The 23038-nt window shown below is 58.9% G+C and carries 26 protein-coding genes, 1 tRNA gene and 1 pseudogene; 15 read left to right on the forward strand and 13 right to left on the reverse strand.

Features of this window, described 5'->3' with window-relative positions; genetic code table 11:
• Positions 1 to 301 (forward strand): integrase core domain-containing protein (locus tag G533_RS23760; protein ID WP_144079736.1); only part of this gene is annotated, 301 nt, incomplete at its 5' end.
• A gap of 411 nt (positions 302 to 712) precedes the next feature.
• On the opposite strand, the gene G533_RS19920 is transcribed toward G533_RS23760, so the two are convergent.
• From G533_RS19920 to G533_RS0100035, 7 genes are all read right to left on the reverse strand, one after another.
• The gene (locus tag G533_RS19920; protein ID WP_240472327.1) at positions 713 to 1060 is read right to left on the reverse strand and encodes a DUF1153 domain-containing protein; all 348 of its coding nucleotides are present in this window, start codon (positions 1058 to 1060) and stop codon (positions 713 to 715) included.
• A 199-nt stretch (positions 1061 to 1259) separates the two neighbouring features.
• A complete protein-coding gene (locus tag G533_RS0100010) occupies positions 1260 to 1739 on the reverse strand; it encodes a hypothetical protein (protein ID WP_144079737.1) in 480 nt (159 codons plus the stop codon).
• A 2-nt stretch (positions 1740 to 1741) separates the two neighbouring features.
• Complete coding sequence (locus G533_RS0100015; protein ID WP_144079738.1) at positions 1742 to 3490, reverse strand: RHS repeat domain-containing protein; 1749 nt, start codon at positions 3488 to 3490, stop codon at positions 1742 to 1744.
• A 53-nt stretch (positions 3491 to 3543) separates the two neighbouring features.
• Positions 3544 to 3858: a P-II family nitrogen regulator gene (locus G533_RS0100020; protein WP_027948176.1), complete on the reverse strand. Its 315-nt coding sequence runs from the start codon at positions 3856 to 3858 to the stop codon at positions 3544 to 3546.
• 82 nt (positions 3859 to 3940) lie between these two features.
• Positions 3941 to 4948: a sodium-dependent bicarbonate transport family permease gene (locus tag G533_RS0100025; protein WP_027948177.1), complete on the reverse strand. Its 1008-nt coding sequence runs from the start codon at positions 4946 to 4948 to the stop codon at positions 3941 to 3943.
• A gap of 167 nt (positions 4949 to 5115) precedes the next feature.
• Positions 5116 to 5547 carry a hypothetical protein gene (locus G533_RS0100030; protein ID WP_027948178.1) on the reverse strand — a complete coding sequence of 144 codons (432 nt, stop codon included), beginning with the start codon at positions 5545 to 5547 and terminating at the stop codon, positions 5116 to 5118.
• A 71-nt stretch (positions 5548 to 5618) separates the two neighbouring features.
• On the reverse strand, positions 5619 to 6212 hold the full coding sequence (locus G533_RS0100035; protein ID WP_027948179.1) for an acyl carrier protein phosphodiesterase: 594 nt from the start codon (positions 6210 to 6212) through the stop codon (positions 5619 to 5621).
• An 85-nt stretch (positions 6213 to 6297) separates the two neighbouring features.
• On the opposite strand from G533_RS0100035, the gene G533_RS0100040 reads away from it, so the two are divergent.
• Positions 6298 to 7236, forward strand: coding sequence for a peptidyl-prolyl cis-trans isomerase (locus tag G533_RS0100040; protein ID WP_027948180.1), 939 nt, complete (start codon positions 6298 to 6300; stop codon positions 7234 to 7236).
• A 41-nt stretch (positions 7237 to 7277) separates the two neighbouring features.
• Positions 7278 to 8246 (forward strand): HupE/UreJ family protein, encoded by a 969-nt coding sequence (locus tag G533_RS0100045; RefSeq protein WP_035525756.1) that lies wholly within the window; start codon positions 7278 to 7280, stop codon positions 8244 to 8246.
• Between the two features lie 47 nt (positions 8247 to 8293).
• Here the strand turns inward: G533_RS0100045 and G533_RS19925 are convergent, their stop codons facing one another.
• Both G533_RS19925 and G533_RS0100055 read right to left on the reverse strand, forming a co-directional pair.
• On the reverse strand, positions 8294 to 8713 hold the full coding sequence (locus G533_RS19925) for a nuclear transport factor 2 family protein (RefSeq protein WP_051229828.1): 420 nt from the start codon (positions 8711 to 8713) through the stop codon (positions 8294 to 8296).
• Positions 8710 to 9618: an NAD-dependent epimerase/dehydratase family protein gene (locus G533_RS0100055; protein WP_027948182.1), complete on the reverse strand. Its 909-nt coding sequence runs from the start codon at positions 9616 to 9618 to the stop codon at positions 8710 to 8712. Before G533_RS0100055 ends, G533_RS19925 begins: the two co-directional genes overlap by 4 nt.
• Positions 9619 to 10007: 389 nt before the next feature.
• On the opposite strand from G533_RS0100055, the gene G533_RS0100060 reads away from it, so the two are divergent.
• The 6 genes from G533_RS0100060 to trmA all read left to right on the forward strand — a co-directional run bounded on the left by G533_RS0100060 (position 10008) and on the right by trmA (position 13255).
• On the forward strand, positions 10008 to 10682 hold the full coding sequence (locus tag G533_RS0100060) for a Bax inhibitor-1/YccA family protein (RefSeq protein ID WP_027948183.1): 675 nt from the start codon (positions 10008 to 10010) through the stop codon (positions 10680 to 10682).
• A gap of 63 nt (positions 10683 to 10745) precedes the next feature.
• Complete coding sequence (tusD, locus tag G533_RS0100065; RefSeq protein WP_027948184.1) at positions 10746 to 11150, forward strand: sulfurtransferase complex subunit TusD; 405 nt, start codon at positions 10746 to 10748, stop codon at positions 11148 to 11150.
• Positions 11147 to 11518, forward strand: a complete 372-nt coding sequence (locus tag G533_RS19930) for a DsrE family protein (protein WP_035525758.1) — start codon at positions 11147 to 11149, stop codon at positions 11516 to 11518. The genes tusD and G533_RS19930 overlap by 4 nt, the downstream gene beginning before the upstream one ends.
• 2 nt (positions 11519 to 11520) lie before the next feature.
• Positions 11521 to 11811 carry a sulfurtransferase complex subunit TusB gene (gene tusB, locus G533_RS0100075; protein ID WP_027948185.1) on the forward strand — a complete coding sequence of 97 codons (291 nt, stop codon included), beginning with the start codon at positions 11521 to 11523 and terminating at the stop codon, positions 11809 to 11811.
• 8 nt (positions 11812 to 11819) lie between these two features.
• A complete protein-coding gene (locus tag G533_RS0100080; RefSeq protein ID WP_027948186.1) occupies positions 11820 to 12137 on the forward strand; it encodes a TusE/DsrC/DsvC family sulfur relay protein in 318 nt (105 codons plus the stop codon).
• A gap of 23 nt (positions 12138 to 12160) precedes the next feature.
• Entirely contained in the window at positions 12161 to 13255 is a 1095-nt protein-coding gene (trmA, locus tag G533_RS0100085; RefSeq protein ID WP_027948187.1) for a tRNA (uridine(54)-C5)-methyltransferase TrmA, read from the forward strand.
• 5 nt (positions 13256 to 13260) lie between these two features.
• On the opposite strand, the gene G533_RS0100090 is transcribed toward trmA, so the two are convergent.
• Both G533_RS0100090 and G533_RS0100095 read right to left on the reverse strand, forming a co-directional pair.
• On the reverse strand, positions 13261 to 14208 hold the full coding sequence (locus G533_RS0100090) for a hypothetical protein (RefSeq protein ID WP_027948188.1): 948 nt from the start codon (positions 14206 to 14208) through the stop codon (positions 13261 to 13263).
• Entirely contained in the window at positions 14205 to 14840 is a 636-nt protein-coding gene (locus G533_RS0100095; RefSeq protein WP_027948189.1) for a dUTP diphosphatase, read from the reverse strand. The genes G533_RS0100090 and G533_RS0100095 overlap by 4 nt, the downstream gene beginning before the upstream one ends.
• A gap of 199 nt (positions 14841 to 15039) precedes the next feature.
• Here G533_RS0100095 and G533_RS0100105 point away from each other — a divergent pair, with 199 nt between their 5' ends.
• The 4 genes from G533_RS0100105 to G533_RS0100120 all read left to right on the forward strand — a co-directional run bounded on the left by G533_RS0100105 (position 15040) and on the right by G533_RS0100120 (position 17796).
• A complete protein-coding gene (locus G533_RS0100105) occupies positions 15040 to 15753 on the forward strand; it encodes an NnrU family protein (protein WP_084638714.1) in 714 nt (237 codons plus the stop codon).
• Positions 15754 to 15852: 99 nt separating this feature from the next.
• A complete protein-coding gene (locus G533_RS0100110; protein WP_027948191.1) occupies positions 15853 to 16539 on the forward strand; it encodes a hypothetical protein in 687 nt (228 codons plus the stop codon).
• Positions 16540 to 16640: 101 nt separating this feature from the next.
• Positions 16641 to 17177 carry a beta-barrel domain-containing protein gene (locus G533_RS19935; RefSeq protein ID WP_084638715.1) on the forward strand — a complete coding sequence of 179 codons (537 nt, stop codon included), beginning with the start codon at positions 16641 to 16643 and terminating at the stop codon, positions 17175 to 17177.
• Positions 17167 to 17796 carry a hypothetical protein gene (locus tag G533_RS0100120; RefSeq protein ID WP_144079739.1) on the forward strand — a complete coding sequence of 210 codons (630 nt, stop codon included), beginning with the start codon at positions 17167 to 17169 and terminating at the stop codon, positions 17794 to 17796. Before G533_RS19935 ends, G533_RS0100120 begins: the two co-directional genes overlap by 11 nt.
• A gap of 154 nt (positions 17797 to 17950) precedes the next feature.
• Here the strand turns inward: G533_RS0100120 and G533_RS24380 are convergent.
• Positions 17951 to 18112: pseudogene (locus tag G533_RS24380) on the reverse strand (DDE-type integrase/transposase/recombinase); the annotation flags it as partial.
• 73 nt (positions 18113 to 18185) lie between these two features.
• A tRNA-Leu gene (locus G533_RS0100130) sits at positions 18186 to 18273 on the reverse strand.
• Positions 18274 to 18394: 121 nt separating this feature from the next.
• Between G533_RS0100130 and G533_RS0100135 the strand changes: the two genes are divergently transcribed.
• Together G533_RS0100135 and G533_RS0100140 are read left to right on the forward strand one after the other, a co-directional pair.
• Complete coding sequence (locus tag G533_RS0100135; protein WP_027948193.1) at positions 18395 to 21613, forward strand: AsmA family protein; 3219 nt, start codon at positions 18395 to 18397, stop codon at positions 21611 to 21613.
• 66 nt (positions 21614 to 21679) lie between these two features.
• Positions 21680 to 23032, forward strand: a complete 1353-nt coding sequence (locus G533_RS0100140) for a sodium-dependent transporter (protein WP_027948194.1) — start codon at positions 21680 to 21682, stop codon at positions 23030 to 23032.
• Positions 23033 to 23038: the final 6 nt, after the last annotated feature.

Here is a 23038-nt window from a genome sequence, read left to right on the forward strand (position 1 = left end):
CTATCCCCGCAAGCCGTTCGAGAGTATCGAAGCAGCGCGCGCCTGGGTCTATGAGTTCGTTACCTGGTACAACAATGAGCATCGTCACAGTGCGATTAAATACGTGACGCCGGCACAGCGCCATGCTGGTCTCGATAGTGAGTTACTGCGGCAGAGGAAAGCAGTTTACGAAGCGGCGAAAGCCGCACATCCACAACGGTGGTCTGGCCCGACACGTGATTGGGAAAGGACCGACGAGGTCTGGCTGAACCCACCGAAAGAATTGTGCACTGAGAAACCATCATTGGCTAAGGCTGCATAATCAATGAACGCGACATCTTTGTTGACAAACACCGGGGTCAGCGCACACCAACGGTGCTGTACACCGCACCAAACCCTCGCCATGTCGGTCGCCCAGCGTTCATTAGGTCGGGAAGCCGCCGAGGGCAAGGATCTGACCCGAGGCCGGTGGCCGGACTTGCGTTTCCGGACCTGCCAACCCTTGATCTGGAAGATTCGCTGAACAGTATTCTTGTTCTCGCCCAGCAACCAGGCCACAGTCCGGTAGCCCGCATAGGGCAAGGCATCGATGACCCGCTTTATCCGCCGGGAGAGCACATCATTGACCCGCCTCTGTCGCTTCACCGCCTGATAATAGTATGTTCGCCGGGCAATACCCGCCCACTCACAGGCTTTGCTGATCGGAACCGGTGTACCCTCTGCCGCCATCTCCTCAATGAGATGCTTTACGACTCGTCGCTCGAATCGAGATGGCGCTGCAGCTGAGCCTGCCCCTGTTTATGGGCATTTTTCTGAATTTGAGCTCCAGCATCGCTTCACCGTATGCTTCCTTCAAATCGCGCAGTTGTTTCTCGTACTGTTCAGCGATGTCTTTGGGGTTCGCCTTCAGTGCGTTCTCCATCCCGGATTCGGCATCGGACATCCAGGATTCAATCTCGGCCTGGGTGAGATCGAATTCCCTGGCGGCTTCCGGGATCGTTGTCTGCCCCCGGTAGACCTGCTTGATCAACTCCGCCTTACGCTTCGCTGTCCAGCGTTTGATTTCGGGTTCTTGCATCATGGTTACCTACCTCCTCAGATAGAAAATACCATGTGCAGTTATTCACTGGGTCATTACATTCCCAGCGTCAAATACAGCTTCACCGCCCGAAGGCGTTCTTCGTATGAGTACATGGACTACCTCCAAAGTAGTCCAAGATTTTGTCTGCATCCCCGGTGGGTCAATTTTGGGCGGCATTCAACAACTTACGGCTTGGTCTCTACATGTCTTGCTCTGGCTGATGCATTTTTTCGACGGTAACCGAAAGGTTCTGATCAATCGTTATTACCATGATCTTTCGGAGACGCTCCACAATCTCGCGGCCATATCCAATATCAAATGATCGGTTCTGAGACATTCCATACTCGAAGAAAATTTTAAAGTTTTTAGGTGCACGCTGCATTTTGTAGTCCGCAAATGAAATTGCCACTTCGGGTTCCGAGGGGTCGCCAACTTCTGCCAGATGACTAGGACTTATTGTTACGATCGCTCCTTGCACTTCGATGGTGAAGTTTTCTATATTTTTCTCTGCATTTAAATTCATGCTTACTAAAATTTTCCCAAAGGGTTCCGGTAAAGTTGCTTTGTACGTCTGCGCTTCCCATGAAATCTCTTTAAATAGAGGAAAACCCGTAGAGGCAACTGAACTCGTTGATAGAAATACAAATAAAAAAATTGAAAATAATTTAATTCCATTCATACCTATTTATACTCGTCAATCTGAAATGTCATTTCAATCTTGAAGTTAGTTCCCAAACCAAAATCACCGGCAGTTGCACGTTGCCATTGATAAGCAAGACGTTCGCTACTGTTTACGGTTTGCTTAACGGACCTGTCCAACGTGCCATTCAAATAATGCTGCACATGTATTAACTCGTGACCTATTGCACTACCAATTTTTCCGAGCCCAGCATCCGCCAACCAAACTGGATTAACGTATATGTTTCTTGAGTTCGGCGTCGACATTAATACGCATTTAGACGTACCTGCTAGACATGCTTCAGATTGTGCTAAAGCAGGATCTATGAATACACTTATAGAGTGTTCTCCAGGAGGTAGGATACCTTGAAGTTTATCACTATATTTCTCAAAGGCTTCCTGAAACTTTTCCAAGCCCGCACCATAAGTGAAAACTGGATTGCCAGTGTGATCTGCCTCGTCGCCCCCCGCCGCCTTACTCTGGGCGATCATCCAAGCCTGAGTCACAGACAGCGGATTACCCACACCCCCAACATAGGCAAGATCTTCGTTAGCCCGCAGTCTCTCTATCGGATCACGTGGGGCCAAGCAATTGGTTGCGTTGCACCAAGCCTGCCTCATCTTGGTGGCTTGGCAGTTCGGGCCGCATTTACCAATTCCGCCAATGGCACCGATTAACCCATCCTTGAACCAGTTAAATGCATACTCAATCACATATGGCGCAACCGTCTCCGCAATATGGCCTGACGGGTCAGTGAATCTCAGGGGATTATTGAACGCATACGAGTATCGATTGTAGTTCTGTGCGTTTTCGGGCGCCTGGGTCACCGGATCAGGACTCAACATCCGCCCCAGGCTCGGGCTGTATAACCGCCCGTTCATGTGAATGATCCCGACATCATCCAGGTGCTCGTGGCCCGTGTAGCCGCGCTTCTCAGAACTGCTGATCGCCGCCGGCTGCCACGTTGTCGGGTTGCGGCGCAGGCCCCAGGCGTCGTAGCTGTAGCGGGCAACGACTGTGCCGGTGGCCTCATCGGTCAGGGCAGTGATGCTGCCCAGGTGGTCCCTGTGCACGTAACGGTGTGTAACCGCCCCGTTTACATCCTCCCGGATCATGACCACGCGTCCGTTGGCGCGGACGTAGTGCCGGTGTGTGTCGAAGCCCAGCCCGCTTGAGTTGATGGCCTCGAAGTTTTTGCCCACGTAGTGCGTGGTCTGGCCATTGTGTACCTTGCGGTAGCGGGCCCGATCGGGGCCGTATTCAAAGCCATAGGTCGCCGAGGCGGTGGTGATCGAGACAGGTTTGTTGTAGCTGGACCAGCTGATCATGGGGGTGCTGTCCAGCGTGTCGAGATTGCCGTTGGCATCATAGGCAAAGGTATGGGACGGCAGGCCCCCACCCACCACAGCAGACACGGCATGTGGCTGGGCCAGGTTGTACAGGTGGCTGGTGCCCACATCCGACTTCTCGATCAGATTGCCCATGGGGCTGAAGCCATAGTTCACCGGCGCACCACCCCCCAGGCTGGCACCGGTCAGGCGATCGAGGGTGTCGTAGCTGAAGGTCTCAGTCAGTCCGTGCAAGTCATCCACTCGGCTGAGCATGTTGCCCGTGGCGTCATAGGCGTATGTGAACTCCTGTACGGTCGCCGCCCCGATCATGCTCTGCTGGCTGGCAATCCGGCTGGATGCGCCCTGGAACGCCTGCGTGACGGTGGAGCCATCCCACCGCCAAATTGAAAACCCGGGCAAGTGTCTTGTCCGGGTTTTTTTATGCCTGTAGACCGCGAACCAATGGCAGCACACTAGAACTTGTGCGAGCGCAAAATCTCCACATCCTCCAGATAGGTGATGCCCGAATAGTTCTGGAAAAAGCGCTCCGCCACATCCACGGCGATTTCCTCTGCCGTAATATGGGTCGCCGTAATCACCTCAATCTGTACATTGCTGAACCCGTCCACAACCGCAGCCCGACCTGTCGGACGCACACCGCGGCTGCCCTTGCCGCCCGCCGCAAAAACGGTATAGCCGGTGGCACCGTGGGCCTCTATCACCTCGGCTACCTGCTCCAGGATCACTTTTTCGGTGATGATCACCACCTTGGCTGCCTTGTATGTCATATGCCCTGCCCTCGTCGTGTACTCAATGCCAGCATGGTCGTTGGCCCCGGATGTACTTGATACCTGCAGCGTATCACTGCTTTCACACCCCAAATACGGCCTGCGCCAGCGCCACGTAGAGGGGGATGCCCACGGCGATGGCGATGGGCGTACCGACGCTGGTCGAGGAGCCAATATAGGCTGACGGATTGGCCGTGGGAATGGCCGCACGCAGGGTCGGCGGGCCGGAAATATCCGAGCTTGAACCCGCCATGACTGCCAGCAGGATGACGCCGCCGGGGCTGAAGCCAGTAAGCATGTGCGCCACATAGCCCAGGCCGAAGGCAATCAAGCCGTGCAGCAATGGCGCCAGGGCCGCGTAAACGGCATACCAGTGCGCCACCTTGCGCAGCTCGTTCAAGCGTGTGTAGGCCTCCATACCCATGGTCAGCATGAGTATCGACAGCAGACCGCGGAACAGGGGGTCGTAGAATCCTTCATAAACAATCTCCGGCCGGGTGAACAGCCCAAGGGCCAGGCCGAGTAACAGCGCGCTGAGTGCGGAGCCGCGCAGGCTGCTACTGATGATGGGCCAGATTCGGGTCTTGGCTTTGGCGCCTTCCTTTTTCCGCGCCAGATACAGGTTTGCAAGGACAATCGCGACAATCAGGGCAGGAATATCCATGAAGGGGTACAGCGCTGGCACCCAGGCCTCAAACACAAGGTCCTGCTCCTCGAGCATGACCATGGCCGCGGCCAGGGTGGAGGCACTCACCGCGCCGAACAGGCCTGCCGTGGCGATGCCATCCTCGGTTTTCACTCCCGGCAAGCTGGCGAGCACCATGCTGCCGAGCAGTACAATACCAATGCCGACAACCACCGCAATGAATGCCGGCAGCAGCATGTCGGCCAGGTTGGCATCGCGTATTTCCAGGCCACCTTCCAGGCCAATGCGCATCAGCAGCATGAACACACAGAACTGGTAGATCGCGTCAGGTATTTCCAGCTTGCTGCGAAACGCCGCCAGCAACATGCCGCCAACCAGAAACGCCAGCGCCGGGGTCTGGAACTGAACCAGAAAACGGGACAAGAAATCAAGCAGAAGTTCCATGAGGCAATTCCAACGGTTGCGTTGGAAGAGCATGTTGCGCCCGACCTTACTGCAAGTAAAATAGAATATTTATTTATAAACGTTCTTAAATAAAGAACGACAAAACACGATGGGTTGGGCGCAAATTCACGACCTTTGGCCCCAGCCTGTGCTGATGTCAGCAGACCTCAGCCACCCAACCCCAGATTCCGCAGCGCTGTGCGAAACGCATTGAATGGGCTGATGATGGCGTCGCCCAGCACAATGGCGCAGCCAAACCAGTGAAAGTAGTTGAGCTGCTGCCAGCCCGGACCATTGCTGTTGCTGCCCTCAAACACAAACCAGGTCAGCAGTGCCGTGCCCAGCATTACCGCTGCCACCGACCAGAGCAGGTCAAAAAAGAAGGAAGCGGCGTTTATATCACCCGACTTGAAGAACTCGATAAACAGCACAAATACGCCGAGCCCGATATACACGAAACCAAAGTGGATCTGGGCGGCCATGTCTACCTCAAGCTGGTAGAGCACCGCGGGGTAAAGAACGACCAGCAATACCCAGGGGAAACGGGAAAGAAAGCTACCGATGCCACCGCCATTGTTAACCGTGATTTGTGCACTCACCTGCTGTTCTCCACTTATTATGAACTCACTCATCATAGGTGTATCGGGGGAAAAAACCAGCCCGTTGCCTGCTAACTCCGCGGTGCAGGCGACAGACTCTCAGCAAACTCCAGGGCCTGCGGAAAAAACTCGAGGAACCCCGCTTCTATCGGTACGGCATGGCGTTTGATTTCAGCTGCGCCCGCCGCCAGCGGGTTGGTGCGCTGCAACCGCCCGGCCAGCCCGCGTAAGGTACTCTCCACCCCGTCGATGGTCGCACAGCGATTGAGCCAGTCATGCGCGACCAGCCGCGGCGCAACGGCAGCCAGCGGTTTTGGCAGCTCATTGCGATGCTCGAGTAACAGGCCATACACGCCGTCGACGAAAACAGGCCTTTCCTCTGCCGCGAAGCGCTGCCAATGCTGAATTAGAAAGTGATCGAAGGCGACATCAAGCAGGATACTGGCGTAGCGCCGGAAAGGTGGCGCGAACAGTTCGCGCAGGTCCCGGGTCAGTGGGTGGTCATCGGTGAAGCGATCAATCTGCCGGTGGTGCCGCACGCCCTCACAGAGGCGCGGCGACAAGCCCTGGTCTGCCAGCGGCCCCTTGATAAAATCGCCCGTGACATTCCCCACGCGATGCAGTGGGTCGGCACCGGATAACAGCGCATGCGCCAGATGATTCACGAGTAAAAAACCATTTTCACACTACCCTTTCGTTTCCGAGGGTGCGACCATTGCGCCTCCTCTATAACACGATAAGCTCCGCCCGATGGTACTACGCCCCGCGTTTCTGCGCGCACCCTGGTTCCACTTTCTGCTGCTCGGTGCGGTGCTGTTTTTCGCACAGGCGCAACTGTTTCCGCCGCCCAAGCCGGTTGTCGGTCCGCTGCCGCAGGCGCGCATCGACACTCTCATTGGCCAGTGGGTGGCACTGACAGGGCGCTCCCCGAAGCCGGCCGAAGTGCAGCGCATGACGCGTAATGAACTGGAACAGGACATGTTGTTCCAGCACGCGCTGGGCCTGGAATTACACCGCCACGACCCCGTGGTGCAGCAGCGGTTACTGCTGAATATGCGTTTTCTTGGCCTCGCTGACCCGGCCGCAAATGACGAGGCGCTGTTCGAGGAAGCACTGGCAATGCGCCTGCATCTGGGTGACGAGGTTGTGCGGCGTCGCATGATCCAGGTGATGGAGCAGCTGATACTCGCCAGCAACCCGCCCGCAGCGCCCACAAACGCAGAGATTCAAGCTGATTTTGCAGCCCGCAGTGCGGAGCTGGAGCGCCCGCCCCGCTACTCGCTGCAGCACATTTATTTCAACCGCGAGCGCGAACCGGAGGTCCCGGCACTGGCGAAGCGCATGCGCACAGAGAGCATGACACCGGCGGATGCGCTGCCGTTGAGCTCACCGTTTCTGCACGGGCATGCCTTCCGCAACCAGACGCCGGAACAGCTGGCGCGGCTGTTCGGTGCTGTATTTGTGGACAAACTGACCTCGGGAAGTGCGGCAACTGACACCTGGATTGGTCCGCTGCGATCAGCCTTTGGCCTGCATCTGGTGTGGCTGGATGCCTTCACTCCCCCGCGCCCTGCACAGCTGGAAGAAGTCCGCGAGCAACTGACCAGAGACCTCTCGCAACAGGCACGCAGCAGAGCCCTGCAAGCCGGCATCGAGCGCCTCGCCACAACTTACGAGTTCCGCCTGTGAGAATAACCCCCCGTCCACTACTGTGCGTGTGTGCACTGCTTATGTTGGGCTTGCTGCCGCCTGCCGCCCAGGCACACCGCTTTGCCCCCACCCTGCTGCAGCTCACCGAGCTGGACTCCGGCAACTACAACGTGGTGTGGAAAACACCCGCACAAACCAACAGTCCGGTGCCCCTCGCACCCGTGTGGCCTGAGCGTTGCCGCGTGCTGTCCACCAGCCCCACGCAGCCGGAGGGCACCGGGCTGGTGACGAGCCTGCAGCTGGCATGCGGCGGTGAGGGGCGCGCGCGCCTGGTGGGACAACGCCTGGCCGTTGACGGCCTGGCCGCCAACCAGGCCTCAGTGATGTTGATGCTGAACCTGCAGGACGGCCGCCAGTACCAACAGGTGCTAACGGCTGAGCAGCCCTCGTTTAACGTGCCCGAGGCACCGAGCGCTGCGCGCGTGATGGGTGAGTACAGCGTACTGGGCATGGATCATATCTGGCGGGGTATCGACCACCTGCTGTTCGTGTTCGGCCTTTTACTGCTGGTGGGGGGCGGCAAGCGCCTGCTCTGGACCATAACCGCGTTTACCGTTGGGCACAGCATCACCCTGTCACTGGTGACGCTCGGGTTTTTCAATTACCCGGTAGCGCTGGTGGAATTCACCATTGCCCTGAGTATCTTCTGGCTGGCGCTGGCACTCACCTCCCCCAATCAGAACAGTCTGTCGCGGCAACACCCGTGGTGGCTGGCGGGCGGATTTGGCCTGTTGCACGGCATGGGTTTCGCCGGTGCGTTGGCCGCCACTGGCTTGCCAGAGGGTAACCTGCCACTCGCTCTGCTGTTTTTCAATGTGGGGATCGAAGCCGGGCAAATTGCCTTTATCGCCGTGGTGCTGCTTCTGTGGTGGCTGCTGCGCCGCGCTATTGCGCCCTGGCGGGAGCGCCTGGAGCCGGTGCCGATTTACCTGCTGGGTGGCCTCTCCGCCATGTGGTGTATCGAACGCGGGCTGGAAGTCATCGCCTGAAAGGTCGCTGCAAAACCGCCAACCCAGAAGGTTGGCGGCATTGCACCCTATCCGAAGGACGGTGGCGTGATCTCGCGCTCGTCCTGCCATACCACGTTGAGGTCACGCGACAGGTAGCGCGCGCCTTCAGCACGCACTTCAATCACGTCCTGATAGCGAATGCCCATATCGAGGCAGAAGGAGCGACCCTCGCGCTGGAAGAAATGCGATGCCACGCAGTAGGTTTCCCCGCGGTAGCGATCACCTTCCCATTCACCCGCTACCTGCCCCACCAGGTGGAACGTGCGCTCAAACTGGCGCAGGAATTCCAGATTGCCGATGAACACCTCGCGTGACGGAGCCGCAAAGCCTGGGCCCTGCTGCGTGAACTCGGGCCACATCAGGGTTTCCATAACCGCAAACTCCCGGTCATCCACCGCTTTTGCATAGCCGGCTGCGAGGCGCGCTGGCGCGTGCTCCCGGCTCATTTCGCCGCCTCGAAACTGGCAACAATGGCGGCGATTTCAGCGCGAATACGCCCCGTGCCATAACCCAGCTCTTTAACGCCCTCCGGCGCGTAACTGACGGTTGCGTTGCGCCCTGCGAACATAATCATGTCGGGCATGAGCGGGTGCTCGTCGCTGCGCACCTCCAGATCCTGCGGATTGCCGGCTTCTTCACACCACATCTCGAAGTAGGCTTTCCAGGTGAGGTTCTCATCGCCTACCAGGTAGGCACATCCGGGTTCACCGTGTTCCAGTGCGCCCTGCACAGCCTCGGCAAGGGACGCGGAGGTAATGTGGTTGGTGCCCCCTTCAGGGGCAAACACCGGCACGCCCTCCATCAGGCCTTTGGCATAGAGATAGTTGTAGTACAGGTGCGGGATCTCCAGACCCGGCAGATGGCCGAGTACAAACGGTGCATTCAGGCTGCACACCGCGAAACTGTCATCGCTCATGGCGCGGATGGCATCGTCAGCCAGCTTGCGCGAACGCACATAGGGGCTGGTGGCGACTTTTTCCGGTGCCACCTGCGGGTAGAACGTGCCGATGTAGGCCACACGCTTGATACCGGCAGCCTTGGCAGCGGCGAAGAAGCGCGGAATGCCCTCCGTGTTGTAGCGCGTGTAGAAGTCCTCCTCGGTCACCGAACCGTCCTGCGGTACTTGCCGAATGTCCACACCGGCTGCGAACACCAGCCAGTCGAACCCTTCCAGGCGGCCATCGGCTACGTCATCTTCAACATAGTGCGTGGCAATGAACGGCAGCTCTGCCAGTGCAGGCACCTTGGAGGGGGAACGCGCCATGATCGTCACCTCATGCCCTGCCTGCGCCAGATGTAACGCGGCATGGCCGCCAATCAACCCGGTTCCGCCTACCACCAGTACTCGCATGTCGTTCTCCTCAATTGCCAATAGTGCGGCCAACCCGAAGCAGGGTCCGCCGTGAACCCGGAGTGTACCGGCTGGGAAAGCACGGGAGTAAGCCTCGACCACCGCCTACCGCGTGCAGCCGCGTAAAAAGCGCCTGTGAGACTGCCATGTTGAACAACGCCCCGAGGCGCTCACCGGGAAGTCGCGCGCACGCCTCATCCACCGACGACGAATCGCCCTGTGGCATCACAGATCCGCGCGCATCCGCCACGCGTATAATAACTGCTTGATTTCCGTGGCTATAATTGAATCAGGATGGAGCGGAAAACCTTGGAATCGGGGAACTTCGCCACTATTATGGGTCCAAGAAATGTTCGCACCTCGGGTGCACAGCAATGGAGCGGTAAACGATGCAACAGAAGAGCATGTACAACGTGAATACGGCGGGCATGGATTCGTTGGTCAACACCAACAAGGTGCTGAAGAACACCTACATGCTGCTCGGCATGACCCTGCTGTTCAGTGCAGTCACGGCGGGCATCTCAATGGCGGTTGGGCTGCCACAGGGCGCCGCGCTGGTTCTGATGCTGGTGGGCTTTGGCCTGCTGTTTGTGGTCAACAAGATGGCGGATACCAGCAAAGGCCTGCTGGCCATTTTCGCCTTCACTGGCGTAATGGGTGCCTCCATCGGCCCGATGCTCAATTTCTATCTGTCCATGCCCGGTGGTCCCGCCCTGGTCATGCAGGCGCTGGCCGGCACCGCGATCGTGTTCTTCGGCCTGTCGGCCTACGCCCTGACCACGCGCAAGGACTTCTCGTTCATGGGCGGCTTCCTCATGGTCGGGCTGATCGTGGCAGTAGTGGCCATGATCGCGAACATTTTCCTGGCAATCCCGGCGCTGTCGCTGACCATTTCAGCCGCCGTGATCATGATCATGTCCGGGCTGATCCTGTTTGACACCAGCCGCATCATTCACGGCGGTGAAACCAACTACATCCGCGCCACAGTGGGCCTGTACCTGAACATCTACAACTTGTTCGTGCACATGCTGTCCCTGCTCACTGCGCTTGGCGGCGATGACTGAGCCCAGCCACACTGCAGCCACCCAACCCCGGCCCATGCCGGGGTTTTTTGTTGGCCACGCTGCATGACTCTGCACTATTGCCTGCTGGTGCTTGCTGCCCCCGCATCCGGGCACACCAGCCTCACGGCGGCGCGTTTCGCTGCCGCCCTGCTCGCGCGCGGTCACACGCTGTCGCGAGTGTTTTTCCTGGATAATGGCACCAGCAATGGACTTGCCACGGCCATCACACCGCAGGATGAACGCAGTCCACAGCAGGCCTGGTCGGCGCTTGCCGATGCGAACGGCACCGAGCTGGTGCTCTGCGTCAGCTCCGCGGTGAAGCGCGGCCTGCTGGACAGTGCCGAAGCGCAGCGCCACGGCTTCCCCGCCGCCACTGTTCACCCCGGTTTTACCCTGGGCGGGTTGGGCCTGCTGGTGGAAGCCATGCAGTCCGCCGACCGGGTTGTCACCTTCGGTGCGCCCGCATGAAGGCCGCTGCACAAGGGGGCGTTCTGGTAGTCACTCGACACCCCCAGCCCGGCCGCAGCCTCGCGCGCAGTGCGCTCGATACCGCGTTGGCCACCGCCGCCTTTGAGCAACCGGTCAACCTGCTGTTTCTCGGTGCCGGCGTGCTACAACTGCTACCGGAACAGGATAGCTCTGATGTGGGGGTGCGCAACCTGCGCAAGGTCATCGACTCCATGCCGCTGTACGATATGGAGCACTGCTACGTGGATGCCGAGGGCGCGGCACGCGCCGGGCTCACAGCGACAGACCTGCCACCGGGGGCCATTCTGGTTGATCACACGGCCCTGCGCGCGCTGTTCGACAGCCACCGACACGTACTCGGTTTCTGACCATGTTGCACACACTCAATTGCAGCCCCGGCCATCCTGCAGTGCAGGACTGCATCGCGTTGTTGCAGCAAGAGGATGCCCTGCTCCTGCTGGGAGACGGTGTCTATATCGCGCTGGAGAACAGCCAGGGCTGGCAGGCACTGCAGGCGAGCGGAGCCACACTGCATGCGCTGGAGGCCGATGCCAGAGCTGCAGGGGTACAGCACCGCCTGGCGCCCTGCTTCACGCTGGTAGACGATGCCGGTTTCGTTGCGTTGAGCGAGTTGCACGCGCAACACATGGCCTGGTATTAGGCCCGACCATGCTACCCGCTACCGCGTTTACCCCCGAGGGCTTCCTCAAGGACCTGTCTGCATGGACACCTGCCGTGGCCGAGCAATTGGCTGCAGCAGAGGGAATTGCGTTGACCACCGCCCATTGGGAAGTGCTTCACCTGCTACGCGACTACTACCAACAATTCGACAGTTCACCCGCCATGCGCCCACTGGTGAAGTGGGTCCGCATCAACCTGGGTGAAGACTGCGGCCGCAGCGTTTACCTGCTGTCGTTGTTCCCCGGCTCACCGGCCAAGATTGCCAGCAAAATCGCCGGCCTGCCCAAACCCGATAACTGCCTGTAACCCCAGCGCCACGAGACCTGTTCATGCCCCTCTCTCACATTGATCCGGCAAACTATGACGCCCTGCTGGCAGCCAAAGTGGCCCGCACCCGCGAGCAGCTTGCACCTTTCACGACATCGGCACCCACCGTCATTCCGTCGCCGCCCGAGGCCTTTCGCATGCGCGCGGAGTTTCGCGTGTGGCACAACGGGGATGCGCTGGACTACGTCATGTTCCCACCCGGGGAGCCACAGAACCCGGTCGCCATCACCCGGTTCCCGATTGCCTGTGCCGCGATACAGGCCCTCATGCCCGACCTGCTCGCGGCGCTGCGCGAGCACACGGAACTCCGGCGCAAACTGTTCCAGGTGGAATTCCTCAGCACCACCAGCGGTGAAATGCTGGTGACACTGGCGTATCACCGGCGCCTGGACGCCGCCTGGGAAACCGCGGCAGAAGCCCTGGCCGGGCAATTCAACCTGGCGCTGGTGGGTCGCAGTCGCAAGCAGAAAGTGGTAATTGGGCGTGACTACGTGACTGAAACCCTGCACATTGCCGGGCGCGACTATCACTACCGGCAGTACGACCAGGCATTCACCCAACCCAATGCCGCGGTGAACCGGCAGATGATCGAATGGGCCTGTGCGAGCGTGGCCGAGGAAGGCGGCGATCTACTGGAACTGTATTGCGGCAATGGCAACTTCACCCTGCCGCTGTCACGCCACTTCAACCAGGTGCTGGCGACCGAGCTCGCCAAAACGTCCATTCGTGCCGCCCAGTGGGGCATTGCGGCCAACCACATCGAAAACGTTGCCATGATCCGTTTGGCTGCGGAGGAAGTGACACAGGCCATGAACGGTGAACGCGAATTCCGGCGCCTGGCCGACTTGCCACAGCCCCTGGCGGCGTATGCATTGAATACGGTGTTCGTGGACCCACCGAGAGCGGGCCTGGACCCGGCGACGGTTGCCATGGTGCAGCGCTTCCCCACAATCGTCTACGTGTCCTGCAACCCGGCGACGCTGGCGGAGAACCTTGCCACACTGTCACTGAGCCACGACCTCAGCCGCTTTGCCCTGTTTGACCAGTTCCCCTACACGGCACACATGGAGTGCGGCGTGGTACTGCGCCGCCGGTAGATGCGCTAGCAGCGAATACCGAACGCCAGCAAACCTCGCCCCAGCACCTCATCCAGGCGCTCCACGTCGGCCGCGTTGACCTCCAGATACCTCAGGCCTTCGGCCTTGCACACTTCCTTGTTGCGCAGGCGCGCGGCGAGCTTTGGCGGTGCCGCTTCGTCGTCCCAGCAATCGATATACACACTGCCAGCAGGCAGGTAGAAGTCAGCCCACAGGGGCTCCTCCACCGGCAGCGCACGACGTGTGGCGTGCGCCAACTGCGCCAGGTACAACCAGTTGCACACCACCGCTTGCAACGGACTTCCGGTTTGATGACCATCGATGCCGCTGCAGCCGCTGCTTGCCTGCACGCTGCGTGACTCAGGCTCAGTCTCCACCTGTGCAAACAGATCCGGTTCCGCCGACTCGAGCGCAGCGCCAGCGTGCTCCGCCTCCCGATTCTGCTCCGCGCATTCCGGTTGGCCGGACAGGCGCTCCAGCTCCCGGTGAATAACCGGGTGATCGACAACTTCATGCGGCCAGCTGACATAGAACGCACCCGTGCTGTCGCTCTCTACCTGTTGCCCACCCAGATGGCGGCCGAAATCAGTCAGCTCCCAGCCCAAAATGCTGTGCCGTTGCAGGCCCAGTTCCGCGAGCGCGCGGTTAAGCTGTCGGGGCTGCAAGCGCGGGTAGTAACGCCGCATCTGGCTGGCGGTGATACGCTGATTGGATTCAATCGCGCTGAGCAGGGGGTGTTGCACAAGTGCCCCGGGCCAAACGATGTAACGGCCAAAGCGCTTGCTGTCGCGATACGTGCCCCCCTCGTATTCCCCTTTTTGCGTGAGCAACCAGTTGTCCGCGTGGCGACGTATCCAGCCGTAGTCCTTCAGCGTCACAAACAGCTGCTGCACTGGAATTTCCAGCGCTCGGGCCAGCGCGCTGGTGGACAGGCGTTCCTCCTCATGGCTCATCGAGGCGCATCTGCCGCGGCACCAGGGTAGCGTGCCTGCAATGCCGCGTAGACCTGGTCGGCATAATCCTCGGCGGCGCTATCCAGTTCGGCGAGTACCTCCACGAGATGTTCGTTGTCCTCGCGGCCCCTCCACAGTTTCTGGTAGGTACCCGCCTGATAGCCGTGGTCCTGGCGGAAAAAATTGAGTACGTTTTTGCCCACATAGGCACTGTGCAGCCGGGTAAAATCCAGCCCCGCTGCATGCATGAGTTCCCAGAATCGGCGCGGACAGAAACCCTGTGTTTGCAGCGCATGCAAGGCGAGCGCTTCGGTGGCTTCGCGCACACCCAGGCCCGCCGGACTGAAGCCTTCGAGCTCGGCTGCAATGTCTTCGGCTATCGCCTCAACCGATTTGTCGCCCGCGAACAATGCCGACAGCCCGAAGTGCCAGATGTCGATGACCTCCAGGCGCACCTGCTCCATATCGGGCGTCTGCTTCTTCCACCATTTATAGCCGTAATGCTCAATCAGCTCGCCGCATTCAATCCACAGCGCGCGGTACCAGGCGAAATCCTGATCGATCCACTGGGGGTGAATACGGGTGTTCATCCGGTCCTGCATGGCCAGCATGGTCTGCAATGCCTGTTTCAATTGCGGCGCCTCTACGTGTTGAAACCGGCCACAAGGATAACAGCGCCGCGAGTGACGCACCACGTCACTTAAGCAGTCAAACATTGCCTGACATGGCGCCCTCCAGTGCACCCTCGCCCGGGCTCGCCACCGCCAACGCGCATTCGCCTTCGGGCATCACTTGCGGTACCTTCGCACCGCAGCCGGCCGCGGTAGCGGAATGGCAGCGCCTGGCACGACTAGCAACCCGGAGCAACGCCATGATCTTACCCGCACCACGAGAGCGGCTCACCTGATGCAGGTCATTCTGGCCATGAGCGCCTTTATCCTCAGCCATGTGCTGATCTCACGCACCGCCTTGCGGCCGTGGCTTATCACGCAGTTTGGCAGACCCGTCTATATCGCCGGCTATTCAGTACTGTCCTGCCTGCTACTGGCCTGGGTCATCCTGGCGTTGCTGGGCACCGAACGCACCCCACTGTGGCTAACACACGGGTGGGCCTACACATTCGCCGCCGTCACCACACTGCTTGCTTTCATCCTGATCGCAGCCGGCGCACTGTCGCCCAACCCCTTCTCTGTGTCGTTCCGCAACGCGGGTTTCGATCCGAGCCGGCCCGGTATCGTCGGTTGGACGCGACATCCCCTGGTGTGGGGACTGACACTCTGGGGAGCTGCCCATGTACCGGCCAACGGCGAGTGGCCTGCCCTGCTGCTGTTTGGGGGCTCGGCAGTTTTCGGGGTTGTGGGGATTGCGTTGCTGCAGCACCGACTGAAGCATCAGCAGGTACCCTCGGTGACTCGCGGGCATATTGATCGCAACGCTCGCTTCGGCATTGCCTTGGGCAGTGTGTTGTGGGGCGCGCTGTTGGTGGCGCATCCTGTGTTATTCGGCGCCAATCCTTTGGCGTTATTGCGCGCCGTATGGGGTTGAAGAACACAAACGGCCGCGTATATTGAACAAGAGCTGTCGCACCAGCGTCATGAAGTGATGCGATTGTTACTCATCATTGCATTGCGACTCTGGAAAAACATGCTGAATTCACGACGGGCTACACTTCTCATACTCACCCTGCTCACCACGGTCATTGGCGCCTCAAGTGCGAACGCGCAGCGTGGCGCAAATGTTACCGCGCCACCGCCAGTTGGCAATATGGCGCCTGACGCGATGGCCGCACTGTCCAACGTTGAACTGCAGGGCGTTCGGCTCCATATGCCTATCGGCGAAGCAATCGATGCTCTGCAAGCCCAAGCATATGATTTTGATTTGCAGAAAAATCAGCAGATGGGCCGAGGCTCGTCCCTTGCCACCTACACCTTCGTGAAAGGTACAGTCGCGAGCAACCAACAGGATCGAGAGCGCTTTTTGCTTCATGTGCGCATGGACACACCGAATGACCCGCGTAAGCGCAACCTGTTCAACCCGGACTGGCCAGTTATCGGTGTGGGGTACATATTGCAGGACAGGGACAACCGGGAAAATATCAGGCAATACACGGGCTACGACTGGAGCGGAACGCCGCAGGAGGCCCTGACCTCCCATGCCCGGCAAATCATCTGCCCGACACTCGCAGCAGAGGGTTTTGCCTGTCGCGAAACGGATTCCGGGTTTACAACGGACCTGTTGCAGGATGGCAGTCGCGGTGGAGCTCTGGGCTCCTTCTCCGCAGCGGCAGACGGCACCTACAAAGTCAGCCTGCAGGCCGAGCAGCTTCGGTAACGCTTAGCGCTTGGGGACGGGGCAGGCTCGGAGATTTTGTTGTATTTTTCGTAACCCACTGATTTTACTGGTGCCCGGGGCCTGAGTAAAAGAAGAACAAGTTGCTGGAACTTACACATTTGGAATCCGAGCATCGCGCGGCGTCTCAGGACTTAGTGAAGGCTCAGCATCGCCATCTGCAAAATAAACTTAAGGCGCCCGTGTCCGGAAACATTCAGCAGCTACAAGTGCATACGGTAGGGGGCGTTGTGAGCGCGTCTCAAGAACTGATGAAGATCATCCCAAACGAGGCGGTCGTAGAGGCGCAGGCCTTGGTTCGCAACAAAGACATCGGCTTCTTGGTGGAAGGGCAACAGGCCTCTGTAAAAATCGACACATTCAACTTCACCAAGTATGGGTATATCAACGCCGAAGTCGTGGACATTAGTGAAGATGTCCTAGAGGACGCAGACCTAGGCTGGGTGTTTCAGTTAAAGCTGGCCCTGCACGAAGATCACATTCAGGTCGGTGAGCGCACCGTGAAGTTAACTCCGGGCATGTCGGTTGTCTCAGAGATAAAGACCGGCCAAAGAAGAATCATTGAGTTTTTCTTGTCACCGTTACTTCGTTATAAACAAGAAGGGATTCGTGAAAGATAAATTTCATTCGTTGCCAACTCAAAGCTCCGATGGAGGAAGGGCTATGAACATACCAGAATTTATTGAGTGGATACACCTAAAGGCTTGGCAGAACGTAGTCGCTAAGCACACGGCACAGATTATTTTCGCCCTCAGCGCTTTTCTCATAGGTACAGTTGGCGTTATGGCGTTTCATGAGCGTGCATATCGAGAGGCCCCCCAGTATGAAGACCTCATTGTCACAGAAGGAACGATCGTCGGCATACGAATTTCTGGGAGAACACGTGAGTATTTGGAGATTCTAGATTCGAGTACTGGTGAACACATGTTTTTCCCCTCAAAACTTGGTGGTTTGGGCCTGGGAGGACACAGCATTAATCAGCTTAGGCAATTGAAGGGAGAAACAGCACGTATATTGTGGCAAAAGTCATGGTTGCCGCTAAGGCAGAAGGTGCTTTGGGAAATAGAGGCTGGAGGCAAAGTATTTAAGTCCTATGAAATAGTACTTCGAAGCCGAACCTCAAAAAAAACGTTAATGAAGGAAATGTTCGCTTTTTCAGTGGGAATTATTGCTTTTTCAATGGCATGGTACGCCATATTAATGTATTCCTCGCGGGGAATAGAGGGGGATAAGTCATGACTATTAAATCAGAGCCTTTGGTCCAAACAACCTGAGCCTGTAAATAATTCTGTGTAACCGCCCGGGTTCACCATAATCCGTCAGCCGGCCTTCGAACTCGATCATAAACCGGTTCAAGGCCGTTCGCCAATTCCGGATTGGCATAGTCCATTTCTTGGACGCATCGTTGATCGCCAGGTAAACCACCTTGATTGTGACGCTCAATAGCTTCTTCCAGCGCGTCAACGCAGAAACTGGCATCCAGGGTATTGGATACCCGCCATGAGAGAACGCGCCGGGAGTACCAATCCATGATGGCAACCAGGTACACGACGCCCAAAAGCACCATTCTCAGATGATACGGTTTTTTTAGGGTATTTTTATTTTATAAGTCATTGTTTTATAGCTAATGGTGCCCGGGGCCGGAATCGAACCGGCACGATCGCAATGATCGGGAGATTTTAAGTCTCCTGTGTCTACCAATTTCACCACCCGGGCTGCAGGCAGTAGCACACGTAGCGCGGCGCGGATCATAGCACAGCGACCTGTACGAACAAAAAGTTGCGGGGCAGCCAGCGTGTTACACTCGCTGTTTTGACGGGTTGCGACTGGAAATCGTATGCGCAAGCTCTGGATCGTCCCGCTGGCCCTGCTGCTGGTCGCGTTCGTTGCAACATTTGTGCTGCTGTCAACGCCGGGGCTACTGACCCGGGCGCTGCAATGGGGCACTGCTTCGTTTACCGATTATCGCCTTGAAATCGAGGGGCTGGCATTTGAGCCCTCTCAACTGCGGCTTGAATTCGATACGCTGCAATTGCTCCCCAAGGGCTCCACAGGCCCGGCCCTGCTTACCGTGCAGGGGTTTGCCGGTGACACCCGACTGGCTGACCTGCGGCGGGGCAATCTAGAAGCAACCACTCTGAAGAGCGAAAGCGTTGTCGTTTACGTGTCAGCGGAGGACGATAGCGAAGATCCCACACCCGCGCAGTGGATGCAGTACCTGCGTTTTCTGCCGGCATCACTGGTGGTCGATACCGTGCACGTGGTGAACCGGGACGGCGATGTGGCCATCTTCCCCTTGCGCGACATACGCGGAGCGCGCAGCGCGGCGGACCGTTTTGAGGTCAGTCTGCTCGCCGACCTCAATGGCGCGCCGCTCGATATCACCCTGAAGATCACGGCCAGGGAAATCATGAGCGACCAGGGGCGCGTGACCTTCCGTGCCCAGCTGGCCGCGCCGGAGTCCGGCACCCGGGGTACGCTGGAGGGTCTGCTGACCGGCTACGGGGACGCATTCCGCTTCGATGTTGCGGTAGATGCGGCGTTTGCCGAAGTCGCAACCTTCATCGACCTTTTTCCCGATGCCCCGCCGTTGGCGGGAGCGCTCACCATGCAGGGAAAACTGCAGGGTGATTTGCAGAGCTTTTCCCTCACAGATGCGGCGTTTGAGCTGGATAACCGTCCGGCCTATTTCTTTGAAGCCAGCGGTGCGATGACAAGCCAGGGCAACCCTGACCCGAACCTCAGCCTGATTGCATCTGGCGAGCTTGATTCAGCCAAGTATTTCCTGCGCTGGCTGGATCTCGATCTGTCGCCACTGGGCGGAATACGCGCCAGCATCGCCCTTTCCGGCACCATGGCCAATCCGGCGATCGAACAGCTCACTGTGGTCACCGCCAGCAGTGAAGGCCTGTGGATTGCCCTCAACGGCTCATCGGGCCCGGGCTCGCTGGGGAGCCCCCAGCTACCGCCGGACACCCACTTCACTGTGCACGCCCTGGCGCCGTCACTGGCGCTGCTCAGCCCCTGGCTGGGGCAGGCACCCACTATCGATCCTGGGCCGTGGGAGTTCGCGGCGACACTGCGCGAAAACGATGGCGCGCTACACGTGCAGAATATCATGGGCCAATTGGGCTACAGCGAGAGCACCCAGCTGAGCGTCACCGGGAACGTTGCGCAGGTTGCGCTGACCCCTCCAGAGCAAGGCACTCGCGTCGCGGGCATCGATCTTGGCCTCGCGGTTAGCAGCGCCGACCTGGCCACGCCCGGTCGCTGGTTCGATACCGACGTTCCCCCCGGGTTTTCACTTCAGGGCCAGGTACAGGTCAGCGGAACAGACGCTGAACTCACGCTGCGCGATGGGTCCGCCCGGATCACACATGAACTCCTCACGATCGATGTCAATAACCTGAACACCGTGCTTGCGCGCAACGTGGGCTACGAGCCACAAGCTCTGCAAGCCGGGGTACTGGTGCAGGCGTCTGAAGTGGCCGCATTGGGGCAGTTCACTGCACTGGATTTGCCACCGCTGGGTGCTGGCACACTGGAGAGCTTACTCAACTATGACGGCGAGCGTGTGGCGCTTGACACTATTCGCGCCACCCTCGACAGTCCGGCCGGGGAATTACTGGTCACAGGGACGCTGCGAGATCTCACCGGCGCGCGCGAGGCAGCACTAAACGCACGGGTGCAGCACCTGAGCCTGGATGCGTTGCTGACTCAGTTCACCGCAGGCACAACGCCGCCCGCTGAGCTGGGCAGCGTGAGCGGGCGCTTCACGCTCCGCGGCACACAGGCGGACTACGAGCTGTCCAGCCTTGAATTCAGCAGCGCAGAGAGCGCCTCGCTCGACTTGCGCGCCAGCGGAAACGGCCGCTACGGCAGCGATGGCTGGAGTGGTGCTGTTAGCCTCAACTACGGCAGTGATAACCGTGAACTGCTCAAGGCGCTAACCGGCTTGTCGCTGAAACCCGTCACGGGACAGGCTGACCTGACCGTGGATGCGACCTCCGCGCAATTGCAGGCAAACGCACAACTGGGTGATACGGCGCTGTCACTTGCGGGGAAGGCAACCCACACAGGCAGCACCATCGATGGATTGCAAGCAACCCTGTCTTCAGCGCTGGTTAACCTGGACGACATTGGCTTGCAGGCCTCCGGCACCGAGACGACGGATTACCGACCGACAGAACAACTCGATACAGATTCCGACGGCCGGTCCTTGCAGCAGTTTCTGACCAACCTGCCGCGTTATCCGATCGACTTGCGCATACAGCTCGATACCCTGCGCGGGGAAGCAACCCGTTTCGACGACATCAATGTGCATGTCAATGGCAGCGGCACCACCTACCTGCTCGACCAGTTCGATTTCAGCTACGATGCGGCGCCGGCGGAAATCCGCGGTGTTGTCGACATCAGCCTGGACCCGCCCGGCCTCAGCATTGCCGGGCAGGCGCAGTCTATTCCGCTCAACACCCTGAGCAGGGACCTCGGGATCGATACGGACATCAGCGGCTCCCTGAATCTACGTGGAGGCCTCAGCGCCCAGGGCGCAACCAGCGCCGAGTTGCTGCAACAACTCGATGGCAGCATGGCCTTTGCGCTGGAGAACGCGACCGTTGAGGGTGCGGCCTATGATGTACTCGCAACGGGCATTCTCACCTGGCTGTTTTCAGGCGCAGCACTGGAGAAATCAACGTTCCTCGACTGCACCATGGCGCAGTTTATTCTGGATAATGGCGTGGCGCGTACTGACAGCCTCTTCGTCGAGTCTCCGAACATGATCGCCACCGGTATAGGCAGCTTTGACCTGCCCAAACGCACGCTGGCGCTGACGCTGACACCGCGCTCCAAGTCACGCAGCATCCAGATTCCCTCGAGCATCAGTCTGCGCGGCGACATGGCGAGCCCGCGCACCTCGGTTTCGCCCATCGCGGCGACACTGGATATCTCCACCGAGGCGATGCTGTTCGTGCCGCGCCTTCTGGTGAAAATATTCGGCGGTGGCCAATCCAAAAGCGGAGCAACACGACCCTGCGAGGTACTGCTCACGCAATAAGCTCGTTGCATTCCACCGTGGTACACTGCGCGCCACGACCCGGCTGGCACGAACGGATTCTTCTTTATGGCTTCTCCCCGCGGCGAGTTCAGCTCGCGCTTTGGCTTTATTATGGCTGCCGCGGGCAGCGCTGTCGGACTCGGCAATATCTGGGGTTTCCCGACCCAGGCCGCGAGCAATGGCGGCGCTGCCTTCCTGCTGGTTTACCTCTTTCTCGCTTTCACCCTCGCCTACCCGGCACTCATGGCTGAGCTCATCATTGGCCGTCACGCTCATGCCAATGCCGTGCGCGCCCTGCGTCTGATATCCCCCAACACCTTGCTGCGCAATGTGGGTACAGGCACTGGCATCGCGGGCCTGATTGTGGCGAGCTTTATTCTGAGCTTCTATGCCATTGTTGCCGGCTGGATGCTGGCCCATTGCCTGGCTGCGCTGACAGACCTTGCCGGCATGACAGCCGCCAGTGCCTGGCTGACTGATTTCAGCTTGGCACGTAATCTGGCATTCATGCTGGCGTTCATGGCGCTCACCATCGGCATTATTTCCGAGGGCGTGCAACAGGGCATTGAACGCTGGTCAAGCCGTCTGATGCCTCTGCTGTTGCTGTCACTGGTGTTGTTGGTGGTCTATGTGCTGACGCTGGACGGAGCGCTGGATGGCCTGCGGGTCTATCTGTTGCCGGACTTCGAGCGCGCATTGGCACCGGGCCTGATTGTGAAGGCACTCGGGGCCGCTTTCTTTTCGCTTTCGCTGGGTGTGGGCACAATGCTGATCTATGGCTCCTATATCAGCGACAGCGAAAACCTGCCGGTGGTGGGTGGCCTGGTGACGCTGGTGGACATCTCCATCGCCGTGTTGGCGGGCTTCCTCGTGTTGCCTGCCATGTACGTCGCCCTGCACAGTGGCGTGGAAATTTTCACGGCCAGCGGCGCGCTTATCTCCGAAGACACCCTGATATTTACGGTATTGCCGAAACTGTTTGACACCATGGGCGTAGCCGGCGTGGTGGTTAGCCTGCTGTTCTTTTTCCTCATGACCATTGCAGCGCTGACCTCATCGATATCCATGCTGGAGGTGCCGGTGGCCTATACGATTGAAGAGCATGGCGTAGGGCGCAAACCCGCGGTACTGGCCATTGGTTCCGTGATCGCGCTGATCAGCACGGTGATCCTGCTGAATTTCGAAACACTTTTCGGCCTGGTTATCGCGGTCACCACCCGCTACAGCCAGCCTCTGTTGGGCTTCATGTTCTGTCTTTATGCGGGTTGGGTATGGCACCGCGACACCCTGCTCCAGGAGTTGCGCAAGGGGGATGCGGGGGCCGAGCACAAGCTGTTCTGGAAAATCTGGCCCGGCTACGTGCGCGTGGTATGCCCCCTGATCATACTGCTGATCTTTGCCCAATCGCTTGTGGGCTAGCCGCCG

The sequence above is a fragment of the Haliea salexigens DSM 19537 genome (assembly GCF_000423125.1).
In the GTDB taxonomy this organism is placed as follows: Bacteria; Pseudomonadota; Gammaproteobacteria; order Pseudomonadales; family Halieaceae; genus Haliea; species Haliea salexigens.